General features: G+C 36.2%; 18 protein-coding genes. 11 read left to right on the top strand and 7 right to left on the bottom strand.

Annotation, left to right across the window (positions count from 1 at the left end; all coding sequences use genetic code 11):
* Nucleotides 1–19 precede the first annotated feature (19 nt).
* A complete protein-coding gene (locus FD20_RS03455; RefSeq protein ID WP_164478841.1) occupies nt 20–775 on the top strand; it encodes an SDR family NAD(P)-dependent oxidoreductase in 756 nt (251 codons plus the stop codon).
* A 199-nt stretch (nt 776–974) separates the two neighbouring features.
* Here FD20_RS03455 and FD20_RS03450 read toward each other — a convergent pair whose 3' ends face one another.
* The 5 genes from FD20_RS03450 to FD20_RS03440 all read right to left on the bottom strand — a co-directional run bounded on the left by FD20_RS03450 (nt 975) and on the right by FD20_RS03440 (nt 5746).
* The gene (locus FD20_RS03450) at nt 975–2300 is read right to left on the bottom strand and encodes a hypothetical protein (protein ID WP_057736189.1); all 1326 of its coding nucleotides are present in this window, start codon (nt 2298–2300) and stop codon (nt 975–977) included.
* A 26-nt stretch (nt 2301–2326) separates the two neighbouring features.
* Complete coding sequence (locus FD20_RS03445) at nt 2327–3565, bottom strand: YhgE/Pip domain-containing protein (RefSeq protein ID WP_057736188.1); 1239 nt, start codon at nt 3563–3565, stop codon at nt 2327–2329.
* A 451-nt stretch (nt 3566–4016) separates the two neighbouring features.
* Complete coding sequence (locus FD20_RS13275) at nt 4017–4166, bottom strand: hypothetical protein (protein WP_157060836.1); 150 nt, start codon at nt 4164–4166, stop codon at nt 4017–4019.
* Between the two features lie 46 nt (nt 4167–4212).
* The gene (locus FD20_RS13965) at nt 4213–4479 is read right to left on the bottom strand and encodes a MarR family winged helix-turn-helix transcriptional regulator (protein WP_157060835.1); all 267 of its coding nucleotides are present in this window, start codon (nt 4477–4479) and stop codon (nt 4213–4215) included.
* A 196-nt stretch (nt 4480–4675) separates the two neighbouring features.
* Nucleotides 4676–5746, bottom strand: a complete 1071-nt coding sequence (locus FD20_RS03440; RefSeq protein WP_057736187.1) for a glycosyltransferase — start codon at nt 5744–5746, stop codon at nt 4676–4678.
* Between the two features lie 364 nt (nt 5747–6110).
* Here FD20_RS03440 and FD20_RS03435 point away from each other — a divergent pair, with 364 nt between their 5' ends.
* Genes FD20_RS03435 through FD20_RS03410 form a run of 6 tightly spaced genes read left to right on the top strand, consistent with a single transcriptional unit; the run spans nt 6111 to nt 10741 of the window.
* Entirely contained in the window at nt 6111–7403 is a 1293-nt protein-coding gene (locus FD20_RS03435) for an AMP-binding protein (RefSeq protein WP_057736186.1), read from the top strand.
* Nucleotides 7393–8538: a thiolase family protein gene (locus tag FD20_RS03430; RefSeq protein WP_057736185.1), complete on the top strand. Its 1146-nt coding sequence runs from the start codon at nt 7393–7395 to the stop codon at nt 8536–8538. Before FD20_RS03435 ends, FD20_RS03430 begins: the two co-directional genes overlap by 11 nt.
* Nucleotides 8531–8881: a hypothetical protein gene (locus FD20_RS03425; protein ID WP_157060834.1), complete on the top strand. Its 351-nt coding sequence runs from the start codon at nt 8531–8533 to the stop codon at nt 8879–8881. Before FD20_RS03430 ends, FD20_RS03425 begins: the two co-directional genes overlap by 8 nt.
* Nucleotides 8844–9143: a hypothetical protein gene (locus tag FD20_RS03420; RefSeq protein WP_057736183.1), complete on the top strand. Its 300-nt coding sequence runs from the start codon at nt 8844–8846 to the stop codon at nt 9141–9143. Before FD20_RS03425 ends, FD20_RS03420 begins: the two co-directional genes overlap by 38 nt.
* On the top strand, nt 9144–9878 hold the full coding sequence (locus FD20_RS03415) for an SDR family oxidoreductase (protein ID WP_057736182.1): 735 nt from the start codon (nt 9144–9146) through the stop codon (nt 9876–9878).
* A 29-nt stretch (nt 9879–9907) separates the two neighbouring features.
* Complete coding sequence (locus FD20_RS03410; RefSeq protein WP_057736181.1) at nt 9908–10741, top strand: NAD(P)H-dependent flavin oxidoreductase; 834 nt, start codon at nt 9908–9910, stop codon at nt 10739–10741.
* 195 nt (nt 10742–10936) lie between these two features.
* On the opposite strand, the gene FD20_RS03405 is transcribed toward FD20_RS03410, so the two are convergent.
* Together FD20_RS03405 and FD20_RS03400 are read right to left on the bottom strand one after the other, a co-directional pair.
* Nucleotides 10937–11224: a putative quinol monooxygenase gene (locus tag FD20_RS03405; protein WP_057736180.1), complete on the bottom strand. Its 288-nt coding sequence runs from the start codon at nt 11222–11224 to the stop codon at nt 10937–10939.
* A gap of 40 nt (nt 11225–11264) precedes the next feature.
* The gene (locus FD20_RS03400; protein WP_057736179.1) at nt 11265–11585 is read right to left on the bottom strand and encodes a heavy metal-binding domain-containing protein; all 321 of its coding nucleotides are present in this window, start codon (nt 11583–11585) and stop codon (nt 11265–11267) included.
* 399 nt (nt 11586–11984) lie between these two features.
* Here FD20_RS03400 and FD20_RS03395 point away from each other — a divergent pair, with 399 nt between their 5' ends.
* From FD20_RS03395 to FD20_RS03380, 4 genes are all read left to right on the top strand, one after another.
* Nucleotides 11985–13148 carry a hydroxymethylglutaryl-CoA synthase gene (locus tag FD20_RS03395; protein ID WP_057736178.1) on the top strand — a complete coding sequence of 388 codons (1164 nt, stop codon included), beginning with the start codon at nt 11985–11987 and terminating at the stop codon, nt 13146–13148.
* Between the two features lie 227 nt (nt 13149–13375).
* Nucleotides 13376–14269 carry a hypothetical protein gene (locus tag FD20_RS03390; protein WP_057736177.1) on the top strand — a complete coding sequence of 298 codons (894 nt, stop codon included), beginning with the start codon at nt 13376–13378 and terminating at the stop codon, nt 14267–14269.
* Complete coding sequence (locus FD20_RS03385) at nt 14262–15281, top strand: hypothetical protein (RefSeq protein WP_057736176.1); 1020 nt, start codon at nt 14262–14264, stop codon at nt 15279–15281. The genes FD20_RS03390 and FD20_RS03385 overlap by 8 nt, the downstream gene beginning before the upstream one ends.
* Nucleotides 15282–15302: 21 nt before the next feature.
* Entirely contained in the window at nt 15303–15773 is a 471-nt protein-coding gene (locus tag FD20_RS03380) for a hypothetical protein (RefSeq protein WP_057736175.1), read from the top strand.
* Nucleotides 15774–15917 lie beyond the last annotated feature (144 nt).

The raw sequence follows: 15917 nt of genomic DNA, 5'->3' as shown, positions 1-15917 counted from the left end.
GTCAAAGGAGGTTTTATTAGTGAAAACAGTTGTTATAACGGGTGCAGCTTCTGGAATGGGGCTTAGTGCTACAAAGTTATTTTTAGCAAAAGGTTGGCAGGTCATGATGGCAGACTTTAACCAGGAAACTGGGGAGAAGACTGCTGATGAATTAGCCACGCGTTATTCGAAAAAGCAAGTGGCTTTTCATAAAACCAATGTTGCTGACGCATCTTCAGTTAAAGAATTGAAGAATGCTACAGCAAAGTTCTTTGGTGTAGCTGATTCAATTATAAATAATGCTGGCATATTTACCAAAGGGGCATTGCATGAGGTTTCAGAAGAAAACTGGGATCGAATCATGGCAGTTGATGTAAAGTCTATTTATTTAATGACCAAATATTTTGTGCCGGATATGATAAAACAAAAAGCAGGAACTATCGTTAATACAGCTTCTATTTCGGGCTTGACAGGCGACTATAATATGGCTGCTTATAATGCTGCTAAGGGAGCCGTTGTCAACTTGGTTCGTGCGATGGCACTAGATTATGGAAAATACAATATTCGTGTTAATAATGTTGCTCCCGGTCCTACAAATACACCGATGTTTCAAGCTAATCCGCAATCTGTGATTGACACATTTAAAAAAGCCAGTCCACTAGGCCGTTTGGTTGAACCTGATGAAATTGCTAAAGCAATTTACTTCTTAGCATCTGAAGATTCTAATTCGATAACGGGTGAGAATATTCCAGTTTCAACTGGTTATGAGATTTATAGCGGTCAACCTGTTCAATAAAAATTAATGATGTAACAACGAAAAGAGAAGAGCCTATGACAAAATGATTGTTTTGTCATAGGCTCTTCTTGCCCACTTGATAATTATTTTACAGTAATGAAAGGAGTGAAACCATGTAACTAGGGGAAGTTACGGGGATTTGAAGGATTATCATACTTGTAAAATAACTAACACATAGTTTAGTGTCATTGCGGACAAATCAGAGCTTTTTATCAGCTAGTAAAAGCAAATTCAAATAATAAAAAATTTGTTTGAACATCACATCCGAATCTGGAGTAACTTGTTTATCGGTTAGTTGAAAAAGGTACAAAGGTAAGGGCGTAAGTGAAATTGTTGGAATTTTATAAGCATTGGTTCTGCTTAAGTAAAAGCATTTTCTGGGAGATACAAGTATTTTTTTATTATTCAACTGGTTTGTCTTAGAAAAATGAATAATTAATTTTCGGGTAGTGCGTGTTGAAGCATAAAAAATGTTTTCTTTAGAAAATTTGAGTGAACCTAGATGTTCCATCGTTAAACATAAGAGGGCCTTTTGATGATCTTTCTTTCCATCCCAGTACTCTGGATAATGAGTCAACCAATTTGTTGTTGCTGAATGTTCTTTTTTACCGAGTTGGGATAGCTGTGAGTGCCCACTGATGAATAAAAAGTGCAGGTTCTTTTGTGGCACAATTTTTTGATCGTGAAAATATTTAAGGATTGCCAGCACCCCTAATGGACCGTTTCCTTCAATTGAATTTGGACCATCAGTATGTGAACTGATAATTATTGATTTGCTGTTTTGCAAAGTGCCTGGGATGGTTACAGCTAACGATTCAGTGCGCCATTTTTTATGATATGTTCCAGTAAGAGTTAGGCACACTTTTTTATTTTGTGCTGCGGCAGCAATCAGACATGCAGCATTTTTTTGGTTAATCCATAATGTTGGAATCCCTAAGTAGGTATCGGTAAAGGGCAAGATATTATTTTTCATTAATTTTTCTGGAAAATGGTGACAAATCAGAATAATTCCACTTGCCCCTAAATTTCTGATTTTTTTAATCAATGTTATTATATGCTGGCTTATAATTGCAGGCTGGATTAATTTAGATGGTAGATTGAATCCGTAGGGCAATTGACTGTAAACCTTATAAAGCATATGTCTATTTGCTTTATAAGGATAGACATCCAAAAGAACTAATTTATTTTTAATCTTTTTTTGATTAAACTTATTCCATCTAGTCAGTGTACCAGTTATTCCATTAGCGGATGTTAATCCTGAATATGGAACATAGCCAATAGGTTGAACTTCTTCGAAACTCCCGTCAGGCTTTTGCACTCTTAGCCGCCAATAATTTACTTCACAGTAATTAAAAAATTGGGTACAGTTTTTTAAATCATACTGCATATTCAGAAGTTCAGTTTTTAGCCATTCGATGAATGCAACATGTCCGTAACTTCCAGTTAGGTGTGACCCAAGCTGGTTGAGGTGCTCCTGCCATTTGGCTAGATTTCTTTTTAATTGGTCCTGTACCGGTTTATCCAATTAGACACACCTTCCAAGCAGTTTGATTAGTCAGCTGGTTGTTTTATTCCGAAGTTCTTATAGGTTTTGCACCCAACAATAATCAAATGTACAACAATTGCGGCTAAGCCAAGTAATATTAAAGCAAAAAGCAAATGATGATTGCCTGGTCCGCCGTATAAGAGATTAAAATCAGCTTGAATAGTGTAGAAACACGGTGAGAACTTACTCATCATTTTGAAAAATTGTGGAAGAATCATTTCTGGAATCAAGCCTGCACCAGAAACAACCTGAATCAGCATGAACGGCATGTTAATCAAAATTCCTAATTGACCTAAAATAAGTGTAAAAATAAAATTAACATTTAATGCAGCAAAAAGCTCAGTGCTATGAATCATCCAAAGATGGAAAAAGGTCTGATTGTCAAAACCATTTAGATGTTTTGCTAAACCAATAATCAGCGGTGGTGCGATAACAGCAAGCAAAATGATCGATAGTTCGGCAAGAGCATAGGATTTCCATTTACCAATAATTTTTACAAAGTCGTTGTAAGTCATGTATAGAATCATTGCACCTATCATTGATCCAATGTAGAAAGCAAGTGAAAGAAAGAAGGGGGCCATACTGTGATTCATACCTGATGGAATCCTGTTGACTTTCTTTATTTTATAATTAACAGTATTACCGGCTTTTTTATATAAAGCTGCAGATGTCTTAGCGATATCTTTTCCTTGCTGCTGAACCTTAGCTTGAATTGTTTTGGCTGCAGCAGGATTGCTTTTAATTTCCTGCTCGGCTTGTTTTTGCAAAGTTAACAATTGGCTCTTAGTAAATATTGCTTGACCTGAAGCTAAAGTTATCTTGTTTTTTATAGATGAGCCAATAAGTTTAGCGGTGTTTTCCATAGCCGTAACAGCAGTTGTAGGATTGGATTCATTTATCCAAAATTTTAAATTAGTATTCTGTTCTTGTTTGACAATTTTGCTGTGGAAATTTTTAGGTATCTGAATAATCATATAAATTTCTCTGTTTTTTAGTTTCTTTTGTGCTTGAGTTAAAGTGTATTGGGTTCGAACGTGATGAAAAGGTAGATCCTTTTTTAATTGCTTTTTTAGGTTTTGACTTTGTGTATCTTGATTGACGATGGCGACTGGTAATTCTTTAACCTTATGAGGAATCACCTTGTAACCCGAAAAATATGTTCCTACCATCACTAATCCATAAAATAAGATCATAAACAAGGCCCCAATGGTTCCTTTGCTTATCAAAAATTTGCGTACATTCATTAAATATTCCTCCCTATTTGCTATGGGGATAAGATAACACTTTTTAGTAAAGCGTGCAAGTGCACGCTTGCAATAAAAACGAACGGAAAAATGATTTTTAAATTTTTAAAGTTTTACAATCAAATGTTATATATATTTCTGCTAGATCAAATGAATTGTTTATCAGGATTTTCATGTATTTGGAAAATGTTTGTAACTTGAGTGCAAGCATATGCAGGCGGAAATAGCTAAAAAGATTATAATGAATGGCAAATGTGTGTTGAAGTATTGGCAATAAAATAGCTAGGTATTTTTAAAAGAGAAAAATAAAAAACTGCAAAGAAATAGAGATCTGCTTCGATTTCTATTTCTTTGCAGTTTTTTTAGGCCTAACTTGTTATTAACAATAATGATGTTTAGCAGTGTTTTAACAAAAATATGTTAATAATTTATTTTGTTTGACCAGAAAGGACTATAATTTTTCTGCTACTTTTTGATTAAGTATAACTAATTCAGCATTTAATTTATGATGCTGCGCAATTAATTCCTCAATTGACTGATCAGCTAATTCACTGAATAGTTTCTGCGTAACCCCAACTTGGCTTCGAATGTCTGTGAGCATCTTAAAAGAAGCTTTATTTAGAGAAATTTCTAGGCGCCGGTTGTCCTTAGGAGCCTTTTTTTTTAACTAGCCAATTTTTGTTTACCAGTTTTTGAATCACCGGAGTCAAAGTGTTATTCGCCAAATCTAATTTTGAGCAGATAGTCGATAGTGAAGTTTGTTTCTCATTTCTTACAACTATTAGTACCATATACTGTAAGTATGTTAATTCATATTGACTGAGTATCTTACTATATAGACGGTGAAAATAACGATTGGTTGTGTACACGGAGAAGCAAAGCTCATCATAAGGTTCATGTGTTGATTTAGTCATAATTAACGGACTTCTTCATAAATCATATATCGTGCACGATATATGATAACACATTAAAAAAAATGGTCAAGAAAATTATCTTTTTATTTTGTGTTTTATTTAAAAATAGACAATGTTTTAATAAAAATTCACATTTAACATTTGTGGTCTAGGTTTCTACTATATTTTACAGATAATTTTGACCATTTAAATGAAACTAAGGTGTAATAAGCAACTCCTGTGCACCGACATATTCATAAATATGTTGCAGTTTACTGATATAATTTTGAATATCAAACCTAAGTGCGGTTTTTTTGACTTGCTGACGGTCAAGTTCATCTCGCAGGTAATAAATTTTTGAACAAGCGGCAATAAAAGCAGATTGATCGTTCATAGGAGTTAAGATACCGTTCTTATCGTTAATAATATCAGATGGGCCTGTTGGACAGTCAGTTGCGATGACAGGCAAGCCATGAGAAACGGCTTCAATAACAACCATTGGAAAGCCTTCATATGTTGAGCATAAAAGCAGGCAATCAGCTTCTGAAATTTTATCCCAAGGATCAGGGACCCATCCGCGCCATGAGATATTTTTTTCAATTTTTAGTTGATGTGCTAACTGTTGGGCATCTTTGATATCTTTTCCTTGTCCAAAAATGTCAATCTGCCATTTAAATGGCAGTTTAGCTAAAACATGGAGCAGCATACGGACGTTTTTTTGATCGTCCAATAGAATGCGTCCAATAAAGACGGCGTGAAAGGGTGCTTTTGTTTTAGGACGGGCAATTATTTTATGTGAACCTGATTGAATCGGGTTAAAAATCAAGAAAACATTTTCCGGTGCAACGCCAAAGTCAATTAGTTGTTTTTGGATGCCTGAACTGATAGCTAAGTGATAGTCAGCGTAGTGAATATTTTCTTTTATAAAATTCTTCGAATCAGTGATTGATGTATGTCCCCATGAAATAATTTTAAAGTGAAGATGATACTGCTGCCTAATGTACGAAGCTAACTTATTGGCTTTTCCCTCCAGACAAAGAACAATATCAGGTTTTTGGGTCAAAATATTCTGAATTACAAAACAACGTTTTTTCTGTTCAGTGTTGTGATGGCAGATTTTGACAGAATATCCTTTTGGACGGGTAAACCATTGGAGCCATTCAGGTTTACCACTAGAAGGAACTAGAACCTGATAATCATTCTTTAGATCATGATTAATTAATTCTGTAATTACACGTTCTGTTCCTCCATGTCCTTCTAAAAATTGTGTTATTAATGTTATTTTCACGGTATTTCATCCTTTCAAGTATGAATCTAACATTGAGAAAACGCGGGCAGCCATGACACAAACTGCCTGAAATTGTTTTACCAAAATACATAAAACAATCATCTATAATGTAAACTGCACCTTAATTATAGTCCCAATCTAATTATATGTTAATTATACTGTTATGAATTAAGCCGTTTAGCAGCAATTTATACTTAAAAATGGCGTCAAAATATTGGATAAAAATAAAAATTGTTAGAAAAAATTAATTCTTTTTATACTCTTAAATACTCATCTATAAAGTTAACCAATATTGATTTTTAAGTTTACTAACAATATAATATGCTTAACAAAATAATAAGATAAAGGATGTGGGGAAATAGTAATGGTTGAATGTTTTGATTTTGAAGCAATAGCTGCGCGATATGGTGATCGAATAGCTATCATATCTCAAAAGCAAAAAGTGACCTATCGTGAGTTAGCCGAGCTTGCTCGCAAAAAATCGCAAAAATTTCATTGGAACTGTCCATATGTTGTACTAAAAGGTAGGCAGCAACTTGAATTTGTCGTAGAGTTTCTTGCTGTTCATTATGCAAAAAGAATTCCAATTGTTGTTAACGACTTTATGATGCAGCATTTGGAGAAAACGCTTGAAAAAATAAAAGGCAGATGGCAGCTTTTAGGGGAGAAAAAAGAAAATAGGGAGCAAACAACAGAAAATAATGTGTTGTTTTTAGGATTAACATCTGGCACAACAGGGCTTGCAAAGGTATATTGTCGAAATTGGATTTCATGGAAAAAAGGCTTTGTTCTATGCAATGAATGTTTTGGGCTAGAATCCTGCGAGAATATTGCGACTTTCAGTCCGATGGCAACATCACTTGGAATGCATACATTATTGCTGAGCTTATATTTAGGTAAAACGATGTATCTTATAAATAAAAAAAATATTTTTCCTGATACTGACACTTCAAAAACAGCAATTTTTGCCGTACCAGCCTTTTTTGAACAGAAGCTAAGTATGGTCGATTGGAGAAATGTCAATTGCTTAGTATTATGTGGTGGAATTCTGGCTGAAAATCTTTTAAATAAAATTCAACAACAAAGTGGTGGGACAGATGTTTTTGAAATGTATGGTTCATCAGAAACTAGTTTAATTTCTTGGCAGAAGCTGAACAAAGAGAAAAAGGAAAATTGTGTTGGAAAGCCATTTGCACAAGTACAGTTTGTATGTAACCAGTCTTCATTGATTGAGGTCAAAAGCCCATATTTGTTCTCAGGTTATTTAGGCTGTAAAGCCAAAGAGACGGTTGTAACTAGTGATATTGGCGAAGTGAAGAAAGGCAAAGTTTTTATTTATTCCCGGCAGAGTGAAGTAATCGATCATGGCGGCAATAAAATATTTCCAAGTGAAATTGAAAAATGTTTATTGCGTTTTGTTGATGAGGCTGTTGTTTTTGGAGTACCCGACAAAAAGTATGGAGAGCGGATAGTAGCCTTAGTTGTTTGCGAGATGACGCGTAAAAAAATTGAGCAAGAAGCAGATAAACTTTTGGAAAAGTACAAAAAGCCACAAGAATATATATATGTTTCTAAAATTCCGGTTGGTCCTAATCAAAAGATATCCCGGTTGTGGCTTGCTCAAAAATATGAAAGAGGGGACCTTGATGAAATTTAAAAACAAAGTGAGTATTGTCGATGCAAAAAGACTGCCGATTGGTAAAGTTAATGGTATTTTGCGAACCGCTATCCCTGAGGATTTATATGCTACATTAATTGCGAAACAGTTTGAAAAAGTGGAGTCAATTAAGCTCGCTGATATTGAACAGGTTTTTTTAGGAAATGTTATGAATCTTGGCGGAAATATAGCACGCAGATGTGCCTTAGCTGCACAAATTGCTCCTAAGATTCCAGCGCAGACGATTGATTGTCAATGTGCATCGGGACTAGCTGCAATAATAAGTGGGGCTGATAGTATTTTAGCGGGTAACGCTGAAACAGTGCTAGCAGGTGGGATAGAAAGCAATTCGAATGCTAATTTGATAATCGATCGAGTTACAAAAAAACAAAAATTTCGCTATCCAATGACTGCTGGGGATTTTCCAGATAGAGATGTCGGTTTTTTGACAGATAAGCTGGCGGCTAACTTTGGCTTGAAACGCTCGGAAGTCGATGAATATGCCTTTGAAAGCCAGAGAAAAGCTTACGTTGCTTTTTCAAAAGGGATGCTCAAAAACGAGTTGATTCCCTATAGGGGACTGATGAAGGATGAATGTCCACGTTTTGACACAAATATGGAAAGATTAGGTCAACTAAGAACTGTTTTTTCAGATTCAGGGATTTGTACAGCTGGGAACAGCTGCCCAATTAACGACGGTGCTTCATCTGTCATTTTGAGGAAATTCCGTAAAAATGACAAGGCAGCAGGCTATTTGCTAGGTTCTCAATTAGTTGGTTGCCGTCCAGAAGAATTTATTTTAGGTCCGATTTATGCAACCAGAAAATTATTGCATAAATTTAATTTAGATCTTGAACAAATTGATGCCTTTGAGATGAACGAAGCTTTTGCTGCCCAAGCACTTATCTGTCAAAGAAAACTTAAAATTCCAAAAGAAAAACTGAACAAATTGGGTGGAGCAATTGCCTACGGACATCCTTATGGTGCCACTGGCGGTATTCTTGTTACACATCTGTTGAATGTCTTGAATAGACTGCAGCGACCAGCTCTTGGAATTGCAACCTTATGTGTGGCAGGAGGCATGGGTGCAAGTATTTTAATTGGAAATGCATATTGGAGCCAAGAGAATGATTAAACTGTGCGAGCAGCGGATAGATGAGCAGGAGTTGGTTGAACCACATATTTTTAGCAGTGTAGGAGGAATGTGGCAACGACTAGTCTTACCTTCTAAATACAAAAATGGCAGAAATATTCTTTTGGAGGAGAATTTTTATCTACTAGAAGAAGGGGTTCTTAAGACGGACAGAATCGTTTTGAATTTTATTCGCAAATATCGGACCTCAAAAGGGAAAAAAATTATTGAACTGTCTTTAGACCTGTATTACAAAAATAAAATTACCGCAAGGTTGCAGCTAACGATGATGACAGAGGTTGAGTGGAATGAAGATCTATTTAAAAATTACAGACAAGATGGTTAAAAATTATATTCGACAATATAATGATCAGAACCTCCTTCATACAGGCTCAGACAAGATTATTCCAGGAAATTTACTTGTTGATCGGCTTGAAGAATATTGTACCAGCATTAAAAAAGATTCGCTGAGATATTTGAGGATTAAATTCAGTGAACCGCTGTACACAGATGAGAGAATACTGATTGAAATTACTACTAAAAATTTTACTATTAAAAGGATACAGTCTGACAAGACAGTATTGCTTGCATTTGGGAGCTGGAAATAAATGAGAAAGAAAATTTTGATAACTGGTGCTACACGTGGAATAGGATGGGCACTTGCTAAAAAAGCAGCTGTTACAGATTTGGACGTGTTTCTTCAGGGACGAAATCCGCAGCTTTTAGCGGAAAGAAAAAAATTTTTGGAGAAAGATAACATTGAAATACATACTATTTGCTTTGACATCCGAGATCGTTCAGCAGCCCAAAAAGAACTTGAAAAAATTAGTGATATCGATTACATTGTTAATAATGCAGGGATTGTGGCTGATAATTGGTGGGGTGAAATGAAGACCAAACAGTGGGATGATGTACTTGCAACAAACCTTACAGGTGCATTTAATATAACAAAAGTTTTGACCCCAAAACTGAATAAAAATGGTCAAATTATATTTTTGACATCACAGTCAGGTCTTCTAGGGAATGCTGGTCAGTCCAATTATAGTGCTGCAAAGGCTGGTTTAGTAGGCTTGACATATACTTTGGCTGAAGAATTACAGCGTTTTTCTATTCGCGTAAATGCTGTCTCACCTGGTGCAGTGACCGAAATGACTGCCCCTGTACTAAAAAAGTTAGCAGATAAATATGGGAGTTTGCCCTCTGAATGGCATTTAGGTTCAGCAGATGATGTCGCAGATTTTATCATTGATGAAATTTTACCAACAAAAAGAACAGGCACAGTTTTTGCAGTTAATGGAAATAAAAAAGGATATTGGAGTAAACCGCAATACAATTCCTTGTAGATAATTATCATGAAAGTAGGCGGTAAAAAATGTGGTATCAAGATATAGGTCTAAAATATCCTATTTTTCAAGGTGCGATGTCTTGGGTCTCAACACCAAAGCTTGTAGCTGCAGCGTCGAATGAAGGTGGGTTGGGTATTCTTGCCAGCGGCGGTCGGACTGCTTCTGAATTGCGCAATATGATCCGTCAAACTAAAAAAATGACTAAATGGCCCTTTGGTGTTAATTTGGTTTTATTTGAAAAAAATGCTGGGGCTTTGTGCAGAGTGATTTGCGAGGAAAAAGTTGCGGTCGTTACGACTGGGGCAGGGACTCCTCAAAGATTTATTAAACAGCTAAAAAATGCTCAAATAAAAATCTATCCTGTCATTCCAACTCTTAAGATTGCTAAAAAGATGCTGAAACTTGAAGTCGATGGACTTATTGTTGAGGGAATGGAGGCCGGCGGACATATTGGAACTGAAACATTGTTAACGATGTTGCCGCAAGTGACAGCGATTACTAATAAACCTGTGATTGCTGCTGGAGGAATCTATGATAAGCATTCAATTGAAGCAGTTAAATGTTTAGGAGCCCAAGGAGTTCAGGCTGGAACAATTTTTTTGGCAACAGAAGAAAGTGAAATATCTTCACAGTACAAGAAATTGATAGTTTCTGCAAGCAATCCAGGAACAACTATCAAAAGATCAAATGCAGGTTTTTCTGCTAGAGTCCTTGATCTCAGTGGTAACAATCAAGCATTATCATTAAGGGATGCAGTTATTGAGGGAGATGTTATTACAGGAGCTTTTATGGCAGGACAAGTTGCCGATCGTATAAAAAAAATCGAGCCATTAAAAAAGGTCTTCAAACGTTTGCTGTAGCTGGTTGAATGCTATGGAAGAGAAGCGGCGATTCAATATTAAATAGGGAAAAACTAGAAAGATATTTTGAGATGTGTTTCGCATAGTCAGCTGATAAGCATGTTTGAACAATTAGATATAGAATTAAAAAAAGAGGATTTCTGTCGCCAACGTGTTTTGCAGACAAAAATCTTCTTTTTGTGTTAGAGCGAGTAACTAAGCATTATAATCCATGCGAATAATAACGGGTGTCTTTGTAACATAGTCTCCAATATGGGCTAAAAATTTTTGGAAATGGGGTGTTTCGTTATGTTTTGCAACAGCTTGCTGATCCTTCCAATGTTCGATAATTTCATATTCAAAGTCAGCATTCAACTTTTTAAAATGACTATAGGAAAGATTGCCTTGTTCGGCGGCTGAGTGTTCCACTAATTCATTTGCGAATTTTTCATATTCGGCTTGCAGCTCAGGTTTAACAGTTAATTCAACATTGATGACTTTCATTGTTTCCTCCAACGTGTTTTTTTAGTATATGGCTGGTGCATTAAACGTATCTGACAGCTGTTCCATAGGCTGCAACAGATTGCATATCGGTGCCAATTGATCCAGAGTCAAAACGCATCATAACAACCGCATCGGCTCCCATTGCTTGAGCATTTTTTCTGAGACGTTCAAGTGATACCATTCTTGATTCTTCAAGCATTTTAGAATAATCTTTTATTTCGCCACCGACAACATTTTTTAGTGAAGCACCAATATTTCTAAGAATATTTTTTGATTGCGTGGTTAAGCCAAAAACTTCACCAATAGCTTCATATTTTTTGCCAGGGATGTTTTCGGTGGTAACAATTAAAATATCAGACATAAAAATTCCTCCTTCAGTACTATTGTACCTTAGTTGAAAAATATACCAAGGTACTAAATTAAGAGATGCAAGGCTATGCATGCTAAAAAAGATTAAAAGAGGTTAATAAAAGGTTAAAATAATAGTGAAACACAGAAAAGACATACCTGTTCAAGTTACACTTGGTTTGTGTCAAGCAAGGCACTGTTACCAGCACCTCATTGGAGATGAAAGTATGAATTTTTTTAAAGGTTTGTTCAATGGAGTATTTATGAGTATTTTTTTATGGGCGTTGGTTTTTTTAATAATAAAAATTGTATGAACGAACAGATAATGAGAAGTTTCTGAGGTGATGTTAGACCTTAGAAACTTTTTTCGTGTATGATAAGATTATAAAAAAGACTGAGGAGTGAAAGTTTTATGAAGATTGGGATCGATAAATTAGGCTTTTTCACCCCTAATTTGTACATTGATATGGCTAAGTTAGCCCATGCAAGGCAAGAGGATCCGAACAAGTATTTAATCGGAATCGGACAAGAAAGGATGGCTGTTATTCCTCCAACTCAGGATGTCGTGACGATGGCAGCTAATGCGGCAGATAAGATACTGACAGATGATGATAAAAAACAAATTGATTTTGTTATTTTCGCAACTGAATCAGGTATCGATAATTCAAAAGCAGCTGCTGTCTATTTAGCACGGTTGCTGGGCTTGGGTTCTGATATTCGTGCGATAGAGATAAAACAGGCGTGTTATGGAGCAACGGCAGGAATACAACTTGCAAAAGAGCATGTTGCGCTTTTTCCGGAACGCAAAGTATTGGTGATTGGAGCCGACATTGCGCGTTATGGTTTGCGAACACCAGGTGAACCGACACAAGGTGGGGGAGCAGTTGCAATGTTAATTGGTGCTAATCCTCGAATTTTGATGCTCAGCAAAGAAAGTACATATTATACGCAGGATATTATGGATTTTTGGCGGCCTCTGGGCAAAACTGAAGCCATGGTCGATGGTAAGTATTCCTCGAATATTTACCTTGAATTTCTTGAGCGGGTCTGGAACAGTTACCAAAACAAAACTGGTCTTGCACTTAAAGACTTTGATGCGTTATTGTTTCATTTACCGTATACAAAGTTGGGTTTAAAGGGCTTACGCCAGCTAATTGCTGGTGCGGATTCTGTTTTGACGGTACGTCTAACGCAGGAGTTTGAAAATGCCCGGATGTTTAATCGGATTGTCGGTAATTTGTATACCGGCTCGCTTTACCTAAGTCTTTTATCCTTATTGCACAATAGTGAGCGACTAACTGCTGGTTCAAGAATTGGTTTATTCAGCTATGGATCGGGAGCAGAAGCTGAATTTTATTCGGGTGTTTTGCAAGATACCTTTAGGGAAGGTTTGATGAAGATCGATTATGCGCGGGAGTTAAATCAGCGTAGGGAAGTTAGTATCACAGAATATGAGGAATTGTTCAATAATCAGCTGTATAATGTGGAAACACGAAAACTTGAGTATAAGAACGATCCAGCTAACTTTGTTTTGACGGGGATCAAAGGATATCAGAGACAATATCTAAAAAAATGATTATTATTGATGCGGTGTTTTGGACGGATAGCAGTTATTTGCTGATATGACAGTTATATTATTGAGTTGTTTTATTAGGGAATGTTATAATAGCGCTATACGTTAGTGCAATAATTTTAGAATTATAAATAACCTCTGCTGTTTTTTGAACACAAAAAGAGCCGCTTTTGCTCATTTTTGCATCAGGTAGGCTTTAAACAGGTAGTTGTTGATAAGGGGAGATAGATTTGGCGAATATACAGGATAGTGTAATACAACGAGAACATGTGCTTGCAACGACTGAATTGACAAAGGCAGTTGCGAATAAGGCAAGATATTTACAGACTTTGGCGGCGGCAATTCAGGCTCAAGATGATCGGTTGATTTATCAATTAATAGATGGTGAACGTTATTCTAAAGAAATTCAACAGGCTAAGCACGGCTCCTCAGATGAGAGGAATGAACAGCTTGTTATTGATATTTCAGATAAACTTAGTCAGTATCTTAGTGGTAACTTAATTGCATATCTCCATGAAACCTATCCCTTTTTTTATTTTGAACAGACTAGCCTCGGGCACTTTCAATTCTATTTTGGAAATTGGTGGGATCGCCGTCTTTTTGGAACCTTAGATGTTCTCAAAGTAAGATTTAACTTTGATCAAACTGAATATAAAAAGTTGGAGCTTGCTTTTAAGCTTGAGATACAAAAAAAGAGATTAAACAGCGATAAGATCGCGGCTATATCACAACAGACAGATCAATTACAATCTTTGATAGACTCACAGGATAGTCGAGATCAAGAGAAAGAAAAAGTTAGACTTCAATTAAAAAAATTGGCACAGGATAAAGTTTTGCCATGGGAGGCTTCTAAGGCTAAAGAGGCCAAGCAGAAGTTGGTAGAACGTTTATCTTTTCTAACTGATCAGGACGAAAAAGCGCAGCAAGCGTACAAACTTATTCGTGAGAGTGAAGAAAAAGTATTAGCTCTTTCAAAAGAAGACACACTGATTGGCTACGAGAAACAAAGTATTGTCGCCAAATTTGGCGGCTTTGAAAACTTTACCGCACGCAATGCATCGCTTTATCGCGATTACATCGCTGATTTAATCGCCACAAAAGGGCGGGTGAAGATCAATGAGTGAAAACTTTGAGCAGAAAACAGTCACTTTCAAACCAAAAGAAAAAAATATTTTAAAGACAGATGAAGAGGCAAGTGTCCGTGAAAGTGCTGCAACTTTAAGTACGACTGGTCGCTTAATTGCATATAACCAAGAGTTAAAAGACAGCCTGCATAATGGCATTCGGTTTACACAACTTCTAGAACAGCTAGTCCAAACGAAAGAACCACAAACATTATTTGAAGCAGCATTGAAACTTGTTAACTTCCAGCTAGATAATTCTTATCTTGTGTTTCCACAACAATACAGTCGAGCTGATTTTTATTTGATTTTCTTGAATCGTTTACTGGAATTACATAATAGCGAGAAGGTAATCTTACAGTCGTCGGATAGAAATCGCGAATTGTACCATGAATTTCCAGGAATAAATACACATGGCTATTTTGCATTTCAACTTGAAAAAGGAACAACTGATGGGGCCTATTATACGGAAAAAAATTCTGGTGAAATTCTCTTTTATTTGAATTTTCATAAAAATATTGTTCGTTTCAATAGCCGGTCCCTTGTTCAACTGCTGCTTGTAGATTATCCGGATAAAATTCTGCCTGAGGCTATTAAGAGTTTTGAAACTTATTTATTGAATATCGGTCGCTTTTTCAAGGAGGATTACGGTTTTGATGTTGACTTTAACTTGTTAGATCCGTCTAATAGTGCAGTCTATGAATTGTCGAATCCTCAGATTCAGCATAGTGTCATTGACCAATTGTTTGTGATGGCTGCTGAGGGTGGCAGGATGCTTAAAGTTGGTGCACATAATGAGGCTATCTTGAATCTGAATGAGGGAACTGTTGTTACTTTATTCGACAAGAGTATTCAGAATAATACAGGCGTGCCTGAATGGGCAATCAAGGTAAACGACGCTGAACATCAAGTTTCATGGTTTGATATTCTGCTTCAATATCAATTTGTCAGGAAATGGTATCTTGATAACTTGTCTGATTTGGAAGTAAGGTCTGATTCGTTATATTTTAACTAAGAATAAAGGAGAGATCTGAACTTGCAGATAAAAGAAATGATTGATACTGCGCGGCATTTTGAAGATGGATCGCTGGCTGGAAAGTTTACAGACGAAGAAAAAGCAGCGGTTTTGTATATTGAGTTAAACAGCGCACTGGCAGTTCTTTTTTCAAAAACAGCCAAGAAAATGGAAGGTACAGAGCTACTTGCAAGTTATTGTGATGTTCTATGTGCATTCTGCAGAGTGGGTAACCATCAAAAGTGGACATACTTGATGCTACTTTCGGATGAAGAAACTGACCGTATGAGACATAAATGGACGAGTCACTCATTTGCAAAGTTGTTCATGATTCTGCAACAGCAGTTGAATAAAAGCTTTTTTGAGCGGCAAAGTGAACCTTTTTTGCATGCTTGGCATATTTTGATCAAATTTGGTTTGGTTGAACTGGGGTATACACCCACACAGATTGAAGAGAAGTATTTTGAAAAATTTGGAAATTTGTCCAGCTAATAAAAAGCTTGAATTATGTAAGCGTGACTGACTTATGCAGCACGGTATTTAAAAGGGATACTATATCGAAGTTTAATTTACGGTAGAGTATCTTTTTTTGTGTCTTTTTTAACAAAAATTGAGCTGATTAGTGAAAAAATGCTT

Origin of the sequence: Liquorilactobacillus uvarum DSM 19971 (genome assembly GCF_001434935.1) — a bacterium.
Classification (GTDB): Bacteria; Bacillota; Bacilli; order Lactobacillales; family Lactobacillaceae; genus Liquorilactobacillus; species Liquorilactobacillus uvarum.
The sequence above is the reverse complement of the archived record's forward strand: the minus strand, read 5'-3'. Positions and strand labels throughout refer to the sequence as shown.

Bases quoted from the DNA above. Each gene is read 5' to 3' on its own strand.
- FD20_RS03415 (WP_057736182.1), top strand. From the start codon at position 9,144: ATGAGAAAGAAAATTTTGATAACTGGTGCTACACGTGGAATAGGATGG.
- FD20_RS03400 (WP_057736179.1), bottom strand. From the start codon at position 11,585: ATGTCTGATATTTTAATTGTTACCACCGAAAACATCCCTGGCAAAAAA.
- FD20_RS03425 (WP_157060834.1), top strand. From the start codon at position 8,531: ATGATTAAACTGTGCGAGCAGCGGATAGATGAGCAGGAGTTGGTTGAA.
- FD20_RS03385 (WP_057736176.1), top strand. From the start codon at position 14,262: ATGAGTGAAAACTTTGAGCAGAAAACAGTCACTTTCAAACCAAAAGAA.
- FD20_RS13275 (WP_157060836.1), bottom strand. From the start codon at position 4,166: ATGCTCACAGACATTCGAAGCCAAGTTGGGGTTACGCAGAAACTATTC.
- FD20_RS13965 (WP_157060835.1), bottom strand. From the start codon at position 4,479: ATGACTAAATCAACACATGAACCTTATGATGAGCTTTGCTTCTCCGTG.
- FD20_RS03410 (WP_057736181.1), top strand. From the start codon at position 9,908: ATGTGGTATCAAGATATAGGTCTAAAATATCCTATTTTTCAAGGTGCG.
- FD20_RS03430 (WP_057736185.1), top strand. From the start codon at position 7,393: ATGAAATTTAAAAACAAAGTGAGTATTGTCGATGCAAAAAGACTGCCG.
- FD20_RS03435 (WP_057736186.1), top strand. From the start codon at position 6,111: ATGGTTGAATGTTTTGATTTTGAAGCAATAGCTGCGCGATATGGTGAT.
- FD20_RS03405 (WP_057736180.1), bottom strand. From the start codon at position 11,224: ATGAAAGTCATCAATGTTGAATTAACTGTTAAACCTGAGCTGCAAGCC.
- FD20_RS03395 (WP_057736178.1), top strand. From the start codon at position 11,985: ATGAAGATTGGGATCGATAAATTAGGCTTTTTCACCCCTAATTTGTAC.
- FD20_RS03420 (WP_057736183.1), top strand. From the start codon at position 8,844: ATGAAGATCTATTTAAAAATTACAGACAAGATGGTTAAAAATTATATT.
- FD20_RS03445 (WP_057736188.1), bottom strand. From the start codon at position 3,565: ATGAATGTACGCAAATTTTTGATAAGCAAAGGAACCATTGGGGCCTTG.